This is a genomic window from Achromobacter aegrifaciens (assembly GCF_902859965.1).
GTDB classification, from domain to species: Bacteria; Pseudomonadota; Gammaproteobacteria; order Burkholderiales; family Burkholderiaceae_B; genus Achromobacter; species Achromobacter aegrifaciens.
The window spans coordinates 518164-530349 of record NZ_CADIKO010000004.1 but is presented as its reverse complement, the minus strand read 5'-3'; the positions used below and the strand labels follow the sequence as shown (position 1 = coordinate 530349).

At 59.3% G+C, this 12186-nt stretch carries 18 protein-coding genes and 2 tRNA genes; 6 read left to right on the top strand and 14 right to left on the bottom strand.

Features of this window, described 5'->3' with window-relative positions:
* Together HV793_RS27115 and HV793_RS27110 are read left to right on the top strand one after the other, a co-directional pair.
* Positions 1 to 585, top strand: coding sequence for a helix-turn-helix domain-containing protein (locus tag HV793_RS27115; protein ID WP_054451277.1), 585 nt, complete (start codon positions 1 to 3; stop codon positions 583 to 585).
* Positions 586 to 680: 95 nt separating this feature from the next.
* A tRNA-Arg gene (locus tag HV793_RS27110) sits at positions 681 to 757 on the top strand.
* A gap of 86 nt (positions 758 to 843) precedes the next feature.
* On the opposite strand, the gene HV793_RS27105 is transcribed toward HV793_RS27110, so the two are convergent.
* From HV793_RS27105 to HV793_RS27085, 5 genes are all read right to left on the bottom strand, one after another.
* On the bottom strand, positions 844 to 1992 hold the full coding sequence (locus tag HV793_RS27105) for a site-specific integrase (protein WP_165867933.1): 1149 nt from the start codon (positions 1990 to 1992) through the stop codon (positions 844 to 846).
* On the bottom strand, positions 1892 to 2164 hold the full coding sequence (locus HV793_RS31315) for a DUF4224 domain-containing protein (protein ID WP_165867934.1): 273 nt from the start codon (positions 2162 to 2164) through the stop codon (positions 1892 to 1894). The genes HV793_RS27105 and HV793_RS31315 overlap by 101 nt, the downstream gene beginning before the upstream one ends.
* A 64-nt stretch (positions 2165 to 2228) precedes the next feature.
* Positions 2229 to 2540 (bottom strand): hypothetical protein, encoded by a 312-nt coding sequence (locus HV793_RS27095; protein ID WP_118934005.1) that lies wholly within the window; start codon positions 2538 to 2540, stop codon positions 2229 to 2231.
* Between the two features lie 31 nt (positions 2541 to 2571).
* Positions 2572 to 3252: a hypothetical protein gene (locus HV793_RS27090; protein ID WP_118934006.1), complete on the bottom strand. Its 681-nt coding sequence runs from the start codon at positions 3250 to 3252 to the stop codon at positions 2572 to 2574.
* Complete coding sequence (locus tag HV793_RS27085; protein ID WP_175214222.1) at positions 3249 to 4250, bottom strand: hypothetical protein; 1002 nt, start codon at positions 4248 to 4250, stop codon at positions 3249 to 3251. Before HV793_RS27085 ends, HV793_RS27090 begins: the two co-directional genes overlap by 4 nt.
* A 60-nt stretch (positions 4251 to 4310) precedes the next feature.
* On the opposite strand from HV793_RS27085, the gene HV793_RS27080 reads away from it, so the two are divergent.
* Entirely contained in the window at positions 4311 to 4928 is a 618-nt protein-coding gene (locus tag HV793_RS27080; protein ID WP_175214221.1) for a hypothetical protein, read from the top strand.
* Between the two features lie 219 nt (positions 4929 to 5147).
* On the opposite strand, the gene HV793_RS27075 is transcribed toward HV793_RS27080, so the two are convergent.
* From HV793_RS27075 to HV793_RS31260, 3 genes are read right to left on the bottom strand one after another with little or no spacing between them, the layout of a single operon-like run.
* A complete protein-coding gene (locus HV793_RS27075; RefSeq protein ID WP_175214220.1) occupies positions 5148 to 5387 on the bottom strand; it encodes a hypothetical protein in 240 nt (79 codons plus the stop codon).
* Positions 5384 to 5923 carry a hypothetical protein gene (locus HV793_RS27070; RefSeq protein WP_175214219.1) on the bottom strand — a complete coding sequence of 180 codons (540 nt, stop codon included), beginning with the start codon at positions 5921 to 5923 and terminating at the stop codon, positions 5384 to 5386. The genes HV793_RS27075 and HV793_RS27070 overlap by 4 nt, the downstream gene beginning before the upstream one ends.
* Complete coding sequence (locus tag HV793_RS31260) at positions 5913 to 6047, bottom strand: hypothetical protein (RefSeq protein WP_280528346.1); 135 nt, start codon at positions 6045 to 6047, stop codon at positions 5913 to 5915. The genes HV793_RS27070 and HV793_RS31260 overlap by 11 nt, the downstream gene beginning before the upstream one ends.
* A 233-nt stretch (positions 6048 to 6280) precedes the next feature.
* Between HV793_RS31260 and HV793_RS27065 the strand changes: the two genes are divergently transcribed.
* Positions 6281 to 6490 carry a cold-shock protein gene (locus HV793_RS27065; RefSeq protein WP_054451283.1) on the top strand — a complete coding sequence of 70 codons (210 nt, stop codon included), beginning with the start codon at positions 6281 to 6283 and terminating at the stop codon, positions 6488 to 6490.
* On the opposite strand, the gene HV793_RS27060 is transcribed toward HV793_RS27065, so the two are convergent.
* Positions 6487 to 6786 (bottom strand): hypothetical protein, encoded by a 300-nt coding sequence (locus tag HV793_RS27060; protein ID WP_175214218.1) that lies wholly within the window; start codon positions 6784 to 6786, stop codon positions 6487 to 6489. The two genes, HV793_RS27065 and HV793_RS27060, sit on opposite strands and share 4 nt — an antisense overlap.
* A gap of 58 nt (positions 6787 to 6844) precedes the next feature.
* Here HV793_RS27060 and HV793_RS27055 point away from each other — a divergent pair, with 58 nt between their 5' ends.
* A complete protein-coding gene (locus HV793_RS27055; protein WP_175214217.1) occupies positions 6845 to 7612 on the top strand; it encodes a methyltransferase domain-containing protein in 768 nt (255 codons plus the stop codon).
* 50 nt (positions 7613 to 7662) lie between these two features.
* Here HV793_RS27055 and HV793_RS27050 read toward each other — a convergent pair whose 3' ends face one another.
* A complete protein-coding gene (locus tag HV793_RS27050) occupies positions 7663 to 7878 on the bottom strand; it encodes a hypothetical protein (RefSeq protein ID WP_175214216.1) in 216 nt (71 codons plus the stop codon).
* A gap of 189 nt (positions 7879 to 8067) precedes the next feature.
* On the opposite strand from HV793_RS27050, the gene HV793_RS27045 reads away from it, so the two are divergent.
* Positions 8068 to 8457, top strand: a complete 390-nt coding sequence (locus HV793_RS27045; RefSeq protein ID WP_118934011.1) for a response regulator — start codon at positions 8068 to 8070, stop codon at positions 8455 to 8457.
* On the opposite strand, the gene HV793_RS27040 is transcribed toward HV793_RS27045, so the two are convergent.
* The 4 genes from HV793_RS27040 to HV793_RS27025 all read right to left on the bottom strand — a co-directional run bounded on the left by HV793_RS27040 (position 8451) and on the right by HV793_RS27025 (position 12057).
* Entirely contained in the window at positions 8451 to 9632 is a 1182-nt protein-coding gene (locus tag HV793_RS27040; RefSeq protein ID WP_175214215.1) for a two-component system sensor histidine kinase NtrB, read from the bottom strand. The genes HV793_RS27045 and HV793_RS27040 overlap by 7 nt on opposite strands.
* A 334-nt stretch (positions 9633 to 9966) precedes the next feature.
* Positions 9967 to 10149: a hypothetical protein gene (locus tag HV793_RS27035; RefSeq protein WP_175214214.1), complete on the bottom strand. Its 183-nt coding sequence runs from the start codon at positions 10147 to 10149 to the stop codon at positions 9967 to 9969.
* A gap of 361 nt (positions 10150 to 10510) precedes the next feature.
* Positions 10511 to 10631, bottom strand: a tRNA-OTHER gene (locus HV793_RS27030).
* A gap of 718 nt (positions 10632 to 11349) precedes the next feature.
* Positions 11350 to 12057: a hypothetical protein gene (locus tag HV793_RS27025; protein WP_175214213.1), complete on the bottom strand. Its 708-nt coding sequence runs from the start codon at positions 12055 to 12057 to the stop codon at positions 11350 to 11352.
* Positions 12058 to 12186 lie beyond the last annotated feature (129 nt).

Below are 12186 nucleotides of genomic sequence, written 5' to 3'. Positions count from 1 at the left end.
ATGGAAGGCAACAAACAAAGCGTGTTGGCACAGCGGCTGCGAGCCTTGCGCCAGGCGCGGGCGTGGACCTTGAAGCAGGCGGCCGCGGCCACCGGCGTGTCCGCGTCCACGTTGTCCAAGATCGAAAACAGCCTGCTGTCGCCCACCTATGACAACCTGATCAAGATCGCGGCAGGCCTGGAGCTGGACGTGGCCGAACTCTTCACCGCGTCCGACGCCCACATGGGCACCGGCCGCCGCAGCCTCAGCCGCCAAGGGGAAGGGCGCCAGTACGAAACCCCGTACTACGACCACCGCCTGCTCTGCACCGCGCTGTCGCACAAGCGCATGATGCCCTTCCACACCCGGGTCAAGGCCCGCTCCTTCGACGAATTCCACGACTGGAGCCGCCACCGCGGCGAGGAATTCGTCTACGTCCTGGAAGGCGAGGTCGAGCTTTACACCGAGTTCTACGAACCCGCCCGGCTGAAGACCGGGGAAAGCTTCTATATAGACAGCCGCATGGGCCACCGGGTGATCAGCCTGAGCCCCGAAGACGCCCTGGTGCTGTGGGTGTCGACCCATGCGGATATAGGCGAAGAGTAGGGTTCAAACCCAGGTATTGCGGGCCGGCCGCCCAAGCCGCCCGCAACAAGGTAAAATGCGGCGCCCGGATCCTTTCCGGGCCATCACCACACCGCGCGGCAGTAGCTCAGCTGGATAGAGCACGGGCCTTCTAAGCCTGAGGTCGGGGGTTCGAGCCCCTCCTGCCGCGCCAAAATCTCCCGAAAGATCAATCGCTTATTAGCGGTTTCGATTCGCTAACATGGCAAGCATTAGAACTAAATAGCCAGCGTTAGAATTTTACTCAGTCGCGGAAGCGCGTTTTACGCGTCGTCGGTCGTAGTGCCGGTGAGTGGTCGCAGGGTTTGCGTGTGCGGCAAAATCGTATGCATCTGCCTCGCGTTTTTGCAGCTTCGAAGTGATTGCGGTGGGTCGAATGTCCTGGAGATTGAAGTACATCGCGTGCGCAGTGAGGCTCTTCTCGCTAACCGCCGGATCGTAGGTCTGAATCCAAGCCAGCATGGCATCTTTCCAGGTTGAAGCCCATCCCCATCGTGTATAGGAACCGCTTCGTTTCGTTGGCGCGAACAGGTACGGGCTGTCTTGGTCCTGACGGTCGAGAGAACGGGCCACGACACAGCGCAACCGCGTGGACCAAGTCCGCTCTTTTTCGGTGATGACTTCGCCCTTCCGGCGCTTCGTCGCAATGACGCGTACGGCATCCTTCTGAATTCCAGACTTCAAGAATGGCCGTGCTTCGGACGAGCGAAAGCCCGTGAGATAGGTGAACATGGCAGCGCATCCCATCGTGCGGAAGTTCTGCCGTTGCTTTAGGCCCCACAGGTAGAACCGAAGGATCAGCCTGCGCGGCACGGCCTTGGCTTCCGCCGTTCCCCTGTTCTTCATCATATTGATGAACGGGTTGGCTGCGAGCAGGCCCCACCGCACCCCGTAGTGGCAGATGACGGAGAACTGGCTTATTTCCTTATTGGCTTTGATGGGGGCGCCGCCTGCGGCACGGTCCTCCAGGTATTGATAGCCGTGTTGGGTGGTCAACTGTGCCGGCCCCATCTTCCCGAAGAACTTGACGAGGTTTTCGTACATCGCTTTTCGGATCTTGCGGCCGTCCTTTGATTGGTCTGCGTAGTATTCCGGATCTACCTGAAGTTCGAATCGCTCGATCATGTCGGCGACCGAGCCCGCAACCACTGCGCCTTCCTGAATCTCAATGGCGGTTCGGCTCGCCTTTCGTTCAGCAGCAAAGCGTGCTTCTCGGTCCCCGACATCACATGACGCCAACGTTTGGGACCGGCCATCCATGTGTTTGTAGATCCAGCTAATGCGCTGCTTACCGACGCGCTTGTACAGCCGGGGTACTGCGGTTTTTTCCCATGCGGGCGAACGCTTCTCGGTTTGGCGCGCCGGTGAGGCTGGCTTTTTGCGGGCCATCTGATACTCCAAGTTTCTTATCTCGATAGGACCGCAGAACCCGCGGGACACCATTCTTGTCGATGGCATAGCGCCATCCATGTCGGTCGAGCCAGCGCGCCATCATTGCTCGTTGATTCGGCCTGCACCCGACCAGTTCGGCCAGGTCAGACGCCGATAGATACTCGTTCATCTGAATCTCCAAAGCGAAGCCCGCACTAGGCGGGCCTGTCGAAAATATGGTCGGGCACCATCGTTCACCCCCTTTTACCGCGCTGGGCGGCAATGGCGGCGTCGATGGCGGCATCCCATTCCGCGCCGGTCGGCGGTCGCGTGTCTCCTACGTCGCAGGGAAGGGCAGCGGCGACGGCCTGCCGGAGCTCGGTGTCCTCGGCCATCATCGCGTCGCGCCAGCCGCGATACCGCCGCGCATCCTGCGCATCGCCAGCAGCAGGAGCGGCGGTATAGCCCGCCGCCGCGAGGGCGGCGCGCATGCGGATACGGAAATGCTCCTGCTGATCCCGGCTGTCCGGCAGGGTGCTGAACCAGCCATTGATGGCGGCGTCCACGACTTCAACGGGATGGATATCTCGGGGGCGCTCATGCTGTGACTTCCTCCTTGCTGCGGTCGTAGGTTTCAATGCCCCAGGCAAGGGCGAAGCAGCACCAGCGGAACCGGCGCGTGTAGTCGTTGAAGTTGTGTTCCCAAAGATCGTCAAAGAACCAGGTACGGCCAGGGCCGGGGGTATAGCGGGACGGGGTCCAATTGAAGTCGTTTGCGGCGGTGCAGGCGTAGTGCTCGCCGTCATTGATACGGTTCAGCACGTGGCAGTCAACTGCCTCCCAGAGTTCGCGCCGTTCGTCCTTGGTCAACAGCCTGCGTGCATCGCCGCGGATCCAGTTCAGCCGATACTCTTCTATGACCTTGCGGAACTTTGCCGGGTCGAACTCTTCGGCAGCCCCGCCGCGCCGACTGCCGTTGACGGCCTCAAGCTTCTCGGACCAGTACGACAGATTGACTGCCAGTCGGCGCCCGCACCGCTGTGTGTATTCGCGATCTGTGCGGAAGAACTCGAACATGTCGACCAAGCGCGTAAACACATAGGTGCCCATGTCGCCCGTGTAGCAGAGGTATCCCGGCCAGGTGATCAGATCGAAGTGCATGCACATCGTGCCGGGCTCGCGGAACCGGATGTGGCGGTACACGCCTTCATCCCGCATGACCTCCATGACGTGATCGGCCACGTCGCGCAGGAATTCGTTTTCGGTAAGGGCGCTCATGCAGTGGCTTCCTCTTGTTGAAGGTCTATAGGTGCCTGTGTATCGGGGGCGGCTTGCTGTGCCTCCTTGGCGGCTTTCTCGGCGCGTTTGGCGCGGACGGTTTCGACGGCTCCGTGGGCTTCGAACAGGTCCAGCAGATCTTGCGTCTTGACCGTGATGGTGTCTGCGGCTACGCGGCCCTCCTGGATGTCGATGAGGATTGCGCGCTGGTTCGCGTCCAGCCCCTTGATGAAGGAGTCCACGCCGCTGATGAGCGGGGAGAGGACTTTGCGGGGGAGGGCGCGGCCGTGGATGGTGCTGGGCGTCACCTTTGATCTGCCCGCAGCCTTGGCCTTGTCAAACTGGGCTTGCAAGAACGCGCCGGCACCTTCGCCATGCATAGCGATTGCGTCGATGGCCGTGGACGCCTTGACAACGCCTGAACGGACCAGGGCGTGTACGTCGCTGTTTGCGTGGGCCAGGGCGAGCATCTTGGCGACCCACTGCGGCGAGACATTGTCCAGGCGGGCGATACGTTCGTTTTCCCACCTGAAACCTGCGAGCTTGGCATAGCCGAATGCGACCTCAAGCGGGCGGAGGTGGCGGCCCTTTGCGCTGCTGATCACTCGGGCGGTTCGGTCGGCGTCGTTACCCACGAATGCCACAACGTCAATCCAGACGATGCCGTCTTCGTCCTGGAGTGGTGCACCCTTTGCGATTGCCCGGCCGATCTGTTCGTGGCGGCGGTGACCGTCAACGATCCAAACCCCTGCGCCGGGGCGGGGGCGGACCTCCAGCGGGGGAACCTTGCCGCCGGCCATGATGTGTTCAAACAGCGCCTTGTCGTCTTGCTCGGCGGCCTCGCGTTCCTCGCCTTCCAGGAGTTCGATAGGGGTACGCAGGTTGAAATCAGGTTCGACGTACAGATCCTCATAGCGGACCTGCATTGCGTGGGCGCGCTTGATTTCCTTGGACAAGATCTTCTGGCGGAAGGATACGGGGGCCGTTGATTCGGTCATGGCTGACACTCCAGGACGGTTGAGATACGATGCGCCCCATATCTCTATGGAGAGCGATACATGAAAGGGATGCTCGTGGGAGCGGCATTAGCAATTGCTGGCATGCTCGTCGGCTTCGCTTTCGCGACGCAGACAGACGTCCTCGCCCAGGCCAAATGGTGGGATCTGATGACCGCATTCGGCACTGTTGCGGCTGCGGTCGTTGCATTGGGACTGGCGTTGCGGTCGGAGCTACTGCAGAAAAGGCGTGAGCAAGCCGCTGGCCTTACTGTTTTGAGGGCGGTGTCTGCTGAATGCTCGCAAACGAAGACATTTGTTTGGCAGGCCCTTCGGACGCTTCAGGATGCGATTGATGCAGATGACGGAGCAGCTCCTGCGCACTGCGCGCTTACGCTCCAGATGGCGCGGGAGGGGCTGCAATTGGAATTGACTAAGAGCCTTCTACCCAACGTGCATTTGATTGGCGATGCGGTTAGAAGTGACGCCGCTGCAAAAGCTGTGGGCTTGATACATGCTTTTCGTCACGGCCTTGAAATGGTCACTAAATTGCTGCCGTTTGTCGATGATTCGACTCGGACTACGCTCCGATTCTTAATGGAGATGGGAAGGGAACTTGACCGGAGCCTCGAAGCAGTAGTTGCAGGTACGAAGATCATGGAAGACCTGCGAATTAGTTAGGGGTTTCGCCACGCAACGTCCGGGCGGTGTCCAAGGGAAGAATAGTCAGCGTTTTGAATCACATGGGGATTGGCCCCTTTTTGGGTGTCTTCTGGGCGTTAGTCTTCTTGGCTGCCATGGTTCGGACTTGCCGAACCTCTTCGGCAGGAATGCGCCGCCGAGGGAGTGGAATGGAAGGAATCCAGCCCGCGCGGTCTCTTACGATGAACTCGATGCCGTTCATAGGACGAAGCGGAGCAACCAGCCCAGGAACTGCGGACCGAAGAGGAAGAAGGCAGCGAAGGCAAGGGCGCCAAGCCATGCCCACCAGGGGATATCCGCGTCCTTGCTCCAGTTGCCGCGGCCGGCGTGGTCGCGAGGCGCGATCAAGTTGCTCAGCTTGCGGCCGGCCTTCGCGATGGCTTGCAGGGGGCGGATGCGCACCGGGGGCGCGCTTGCGCGGTGTGTGGCTGCGGTCATTGGGCTGCCCCCGCCGCGTATCCAATCTCCCGGCGTACGGCAGTGCGCGGCATACCCTTCATCATTGCTGCGATGGCGGCCAGGTCCTCTTCGGAGTGCTGGCAAGGTTCATCCCCGTCCGTCCTCTCCCCGCTGAAGATATCGTTGCGGTTTATGAATGCGATGTAGGCCTGCTCCAAGGTCTTTTTGAGATCCCGCTGGAATGCGCGATAGTGAAGTTCGATTTCCAGGCACTGCGCTTTCGTGACGTTGAGCCAAATGGCTTTCTCGCCGCGGTACTTCCGCGAGACGAACGAATTTGTCTTCAAGACCATGCTCGCCACCTGGACAAGTAGCCGGCGGTCCTGGGCCGTCTTGAGTGGAAATTTCATCCATTCGAGGGAGAGCTCTTCTTCGTCCAGGTCGGCGAGCGTCATGCCGTGCTTCTTGAGCATGGCCTCCAGAAAGCGCTGCGCGTTGTCTCGTTCGCCGCCTTCGCCTCGCTTCGCGAGAGCCAGCAGCTTAAGCATCCGCTCGCGTGCCTTGTCATCGTTCATATTGCTTCCAGGGGTCTGCCGCGATATAGCGGCGGTTGAGGTATTCGCCGATGGGGACCAGCACCACGGCCACCAGGGCGAGCAGCGCCAGGCCCCACCAGATGGCGGGGATAGTTGAGGGCATGGAGATTCGCGCGGTGTGCGCGGTGGTGGGTGGGCTTCGGGGAGCGGGCCGGTAGCCCGGTGAATTCCTGAAAGTGACTTTCAGCGCCGGTGACGTCGCAGCGCCGGCCGCTCTCTGAAGCCACGAAGAATGGGATTCAGGGAGTGTGTTAATTCGTAACAGCTATATCTTTGTTGCGGCTAATCATTGATAGTGGCCGCGGGAACATTTTCCCTGCAAATCTAGGACTTACATTGAAGATTGAAACTGGTATCGTGAAGTGGTTTAACAACGACAAGGGCTTCGGGTTTATCATGCCGGAGCTGGGTGGCAAAGACCTCTTCGCCCATTTCTCTGAAATTCAGGGTGATGGCCACAAATCTCTGGAAGAGAACCAGCGTGTCTCCTTCGTGGCCGGTCAAGGGCAAAAAGGCCCCACGGCGACGATGATCAAAGCGATTTAATCGGCAGCTTGCCCTAAGGCAAGCTGCTTGCGGTACAGGGGCTGGATCCATTGAAACAGTGGATCCAGCCCTTTGGTTTTGTGGGCAACAGGTTGCATTGGGCCGATGCCCCGTTGCCCGCTTTTGAATCGAAGCGGCTTGCTGAAAGGTTGAAGGGGCTTTCTGCTCCAGCACTTCTTGGTGGAGATCGCTTTTTTTGCATTCTCATCGGCATCCGTTTGGAAATTCGATAGTGGTTCAACGAAGCTTGACCCACCGTTCTCGCTTCCATGTAAGACGTTGTCTTCTGCCGCCAAGTTTGTATTCCTGTCCAAGTCACGTAAGGTAGCCTACTTATCTTGACATGGAGAGGAAATGCCAAATAGGTACGGAAAACTCGCTTCCTGGATCTACCACCTCGATAAGCCCATTGGCCACTCATTCGGCGATCTGGAATTTTATCGGCAGCGCCTGACTGGATGTGATGGCCCGATCTTGGAACCTGCGGTCGGCAATGGCCGGATCTTCATACCGATGCTCGAGATGGGGCTCGCGATGGAGGGTTTCGACGCGTCGCAAGACATGCTCGACTACTGTAGGCAGGAGTGCCTAAGTAGAGGTCTTGCTCCCGCGCTGACCTGTCAAACATTCGAACAATTTAGCTACGATCGACGCTTCGCATGCATTGTCATGCCGGCGGGGTCGCTGCAGTTGATTACAGAGACCGCTTCGGCAATGGCCGTGCTCAAGCGGTTTTGGGATCATCTACTGCCCGGTGGCAGGCTGATCGTAGATATTGATTCCATCGAGAGCCTCATTGGAGAGACGAGCTCCGTGCGCAGTTGGGCGGTGGATGGCAGCGATTTGCTGACGCTGACCAGTCATCGGGCCGAGATTGATTACATCAAACAAACAACCCTTGATCATCTGCGCTACGAACACTGGCGGGATGGAGCGTTGCTGTCGACAGAGCTTGACCTATTCCATTTGCGCTGGTGGGGTGTCGAGGAGTTGGCTCTCGCATTGCGGGAAACTGGATTTGTAGATGTGGTCGTGTCGGGTGACTACCAGCATGGACGCTATCCCCGCAACGGCGCCCGGATCATCAGCTTTGAGGCGAGCCGCCCGAGTAGGTGTATTTGACCTAACCGAGCAATGCAATCGTAGTCCGCTTCTGGTTGGCAGTTGATCCTCTACATCTGCTCATTTGCATGTGGATCTGCGCGGTGTGTGTGGTGGTGGGATTCGGAGAGCAGGCCGGAAGCCCGATCATCGCCGGCCTGCTTTCCGAGGCCGCCCCGATGATCGGGGAGGTTGGGGAGGTCTTTCAGGTCGCCGTTGCTGTCCAGCACGTTGAGAATGGGCGCGAGGATGTCGAGCAGGGCTTCAAGAAACTCTTGATTAGGCAACAGCGCCTGCCGATACCGTGGATGCCATAGACAGGCATGAGACTTGCTGCTATCGAGCGACGGCGTAACAGGCCAAGAAGAGCGCCAGTTCGCCCTTCGGCGGTGCCAACAAACAAGAAATCCCGCCACGCGTGCGAGCGGGGCGACTGCAGCTGGAATCTTCGCCCGCTGCAAACCGGATTACGACACATGACAGACGCCAAACCTTGCGCAAAGCAGAAGGTTGTACTCGTCGTGGATGACGACTCTACCGCCCGGTGGATTCTCGCGGAGATCTTGGCGGGAGAAGGTTATGTCGTCGTCGAGGCAAGTAATGCTGATGATGCGCTGGTCTGCCTTGGCGCGCGCGCCGACATTCGCGCGGTCGTCACGGATATCGAGATGCCTGGCTCTATGGATGGTCTGGAGATGGCGGAGCTAATACGCGGTCAATCCCCAACAATTGCTGTGCTTTTGACGTCTGGGCGTCGTTACCCGGCCACCGATGCGCTTCCACCGGGGACGAAGTTCATCCAGAAGCCTTGGGCCGCGGATGATCTGATTCGTTTGCTGGAAACAGTGCTGTGTTGCAGCTACTGAGGGGGGCAGACCTTCGGAAAGTAGAGGGTGAACGTCGTTCCCCCTTCGGAAGAGCTGACCACATTGACATGTCCTCCCGTTTGCGAAACGTACCCGAAAACTTGGCTCAGCCCTAACCCCGTTCCTTTCCCTTCCGGTTTGGTGGTAAAGAAAGGTTCGAAGATGTGATGCAGAACCTCCTGGGGAATACCTTCGCCGTCGTCTGCAACGCTCACAACTACAAATTGGCCTGTGACCATGGGGCCATCCCCATCCGGGCGCGAGTCGGCACAATTGACGGTAATTTTTACATTGCCGCCGAAAGGCATTGCGTCTCCAGCGTTGACCACCAAATTTAGCAGTGCGTTTTCTAGCTGGCTGACGTCGGCGCATATTAGGCATGGTTCGCTAGGTAGATGGTATTGCACCCGAACCGCAGACCCCAGTGTGGCTTGGAAAATCGGTTTCATTCCTTCGACACATAAGCCCACGTCCACGTTGGACGGCTCAAGAGGCTGACGGCGCGCATATGCGAGCATCTGTTGCGTTAGATGAGTTGCGCGCTGCACCGTATCCGCAATTGCATTGAGGTACTTGAGGCGCTTTTCGGGAGCGAGTTCGGTATTGCGCAGCAATTCCGTAGCGCCACCGATGACTGAAATGAAATTGTTGAAATCGTGAGCCAACCCACCAGTCACGCGCCCAAGCGCTTCCAGGCGTTGAGCTCGATGCAGGGCCAGCTGCGTAGCCTGTAGCTCCTGCTGGCTTCGTTGCTTTTCTGTGATATCCCGTGTGACCTTGGCGAAACCGATGAGGTGGCCCGAGCTATCCCGTATGGGGTCTATTACTACGCTGGCCCAGAATCGCGAGCCGTCCTTGCGCACTCGCCAACCTTCGGCCTCAAATCTACCTTCGTTCGATGCGATCGCCAAAGCCTGCTCTGGCACGCCTGCAGCCCGTTCTTCTTCTGTGTAGAAGCGGGAGAAGTGTTGTCCGATGATTTCGGCTGCTTCGTAGCCTTTGAAGCGCTGGGCGCCAGCATTCCAGCTTGCGACGAAGCCATTGGCGTCGAGCAGAAAAATCGCATAGTCGAGAACGGCCTCTACCAGAAGCTTGTAGCGGTACGGTTCATCCTGTAGGACCAGGCTGCTAAGGTGAACAGTATTCCCTTGTTCCGGGGGCTCAACGGTGCTCATCATTGCTCCGATTCGCGATGCTGGGGTGATCAATTATTAAACGGCGAATGCTGTCTTGCAACGGTGTTTCGCTGACACCGTCCCTTCTCAAAAATAGGAACCAAAGTAGCGGGAAACTTATCTGTCTGCGTCCTGTTGCGGCGCAGGTGAATGGTGGGGATGATCGTTGCCAGCCCGGCTGGGTGTGACCACGCTTAAGAAGCCCAGGCACACAGGTTCCGGGGGGCTTACGCCTAGTTGTCCTGTTTCGTCCTTCCTTCTTTACTGGAGCGAGGGCCGGGGTAGGCCCGCTCTCCGAATTCCCCCGACCGCCTGAGGCGCAGGGGGAGGCTATTTAGCTGGCCAGGCGGTCTTTGAACTTTCCCATCGAGCACTGCATCGTCTTGCCGCCGCTTCGATACTCGACGGTATAGCCGAGGCCGCGACGCTTGATCGCTGTGACGTTGGCGCCGAGGGGCTTCCCGCGCGGGGTCGAGGGTTTCAGGGTGTAGGTTTGGCCGACGGTAATTTCGGACATAGATTCCTCTGGGATGATCGGCGCCGACCGGGCGCCACGGGTTGAAAATCTGGCTGCTGCGCGCGTTACCAGTGATTCGCCTTGGCGATCACGTGCAGGACGTTGAACAGGGCCGCGCCGAACTGGCGCAGCGAGTGCGTGAGCATTGCGAACATGATGGATGTCCTCGGGGGGGAGGTGGAGGGAAAAGGCCACTCAGGCCGGCGCACCTCGTCGCCAGGGGCGCGCCTTTCGTACAAAGTTGGCCCCCCCGGTCGGCGAACTGCCGAGGGGGATGCGCCGGCCTGAATGGCGGGAAGGGGGATGGGCCGGCCGTCGCCGCGCTCCTAAGAGCGAGCGCCCGAAGGCGCTTCACCATCATCGGGTCGGGCTGGATTCGAACCAGCGAGGCGTGCCTGCCTTCGGATGCGTCTGGGGCGCGACCCCTTGGCATTGCCGAACCTCCCGGACGCCGGGCGCTCTGTCCACTGAGCTACCGACCCGATGATGGTCCCCGTCTTTCCGGGGTGTCTAGCACCGTGGTGACACACGACACTTCGCGCAAGCTTCTGCCCGCGGCGGGAGGCTGTACCACCAGCACCCGCTACCGATTGCTGCGATGGGCTATCGGCGTTGCCCTACCGTTGCCGCCCATTTACCCGTGGGTGGTCAGCCGCAGCTTGCTGAGAGGCCGGGTTGCTCCAATCCAGGCACATTGCCTGCCGATACCCCGCACGCGGGGCATGAGCCGGAGGTGTCAGGATCTCCGGGAAGTGAAGTCTTCTCGGATTTCTATGTAGCGGATTCTCTATGTGCAAATGATTGAAAGGCTGGCTACGATATTCGGCGACTCCGGGGGGGCAATATGGAAGATTGGAATCGTCGTTTTGGAGCAGCCATTCGCCGTGGGTTAGAGCGAGTGAGCGCAGAGCATGAGAGCTGTCGCGCCGCATTCTCGCGGATCGGACTCGCGTCCAGTGGCGCGGCTGCGATCCGGGCTGAGGATATTTGGGTTCTGGAATGCTGGCGATTTGCGAGTCTATCCGCCTCGGCGCAGTGCATAGATGTGCATGAGCTTCTGTTAAGACTTGGCGCAGGGTCCGAACGCGAGTTAACTGAACTACTCAACCACTTTCAGGAAGGCTCCAATTCTGGCAACAGATACGACGCCTATGTTTTGGGTCGGATCGTTGAGGAATAAGTAGATAAGCGCCGGGACTGTCAGTCGTCGTACTGCTCGGAAGCGGCCGATTCCACGTCATCCGGATCCATGTCGAACTCGAGGCGGGTGCGACCAACGTACAGGGCGAGTAGCGTGGCCTGGAAGCCGCCGACCGCGTTCGGCAGGGACGAGGGGGTCACCTGATTGCCGTTCAAGCGCAGCGAATAGCATTCGCCTTCGGAGGTGAATGCAAGCTGGTAATCGGCGCCGAATCTGTCTATGGGTGCATCCCCGTAGCCGCGCGACTTGCGTGTCTGACTGTCGAGAGAGAGGTGCTTGTATCCGTACGACGATTCTTCAAGGTGAGCAAAGAATTCGGCGTGCCCATCGACGTGCAGACCCTCGCGTACACCCTTCATCAGGTCAGACAGCTTGACTGTGGCCGGCACGTCCGGCAGCACACTAGCGGCTGCTTCGGCCAGGGCGGCGTTTATGGTCGCTGCATTCTGGCCGTGGACCGCCGCGCGTAGGGCTTCGTTCAAGACGTGCTGGAACTTCGCCACGTCTGCCACGTGAAGGCCATGGGGCATTGCGCCAGCAAGTTGCTCCTTCAGTGCGGTGCGGAAAGTGCTGCGATAGCCTGTGGCGTCATCAATGGCGCTGGTGATGGCTCCAATGATGTGCTTGTCCAAAATGGGCTGGAGCTTCTCGGGGGCGAGTGCCTGGGCCAGCGCTGCTTCCAGGTCGATAGTGACTTTCAGTTCCATGGGATTCCTTTGCGTGGGCATGCGCAGGGGTGGGAAGGCTTCGGTAAGCGCCGCACGCGGCGCTGGCCGAAACCCGCTTTTCAGCGGAATCGGAAAGAGGCCGGGGTTATCGTCGCCACGCCCGGCTGG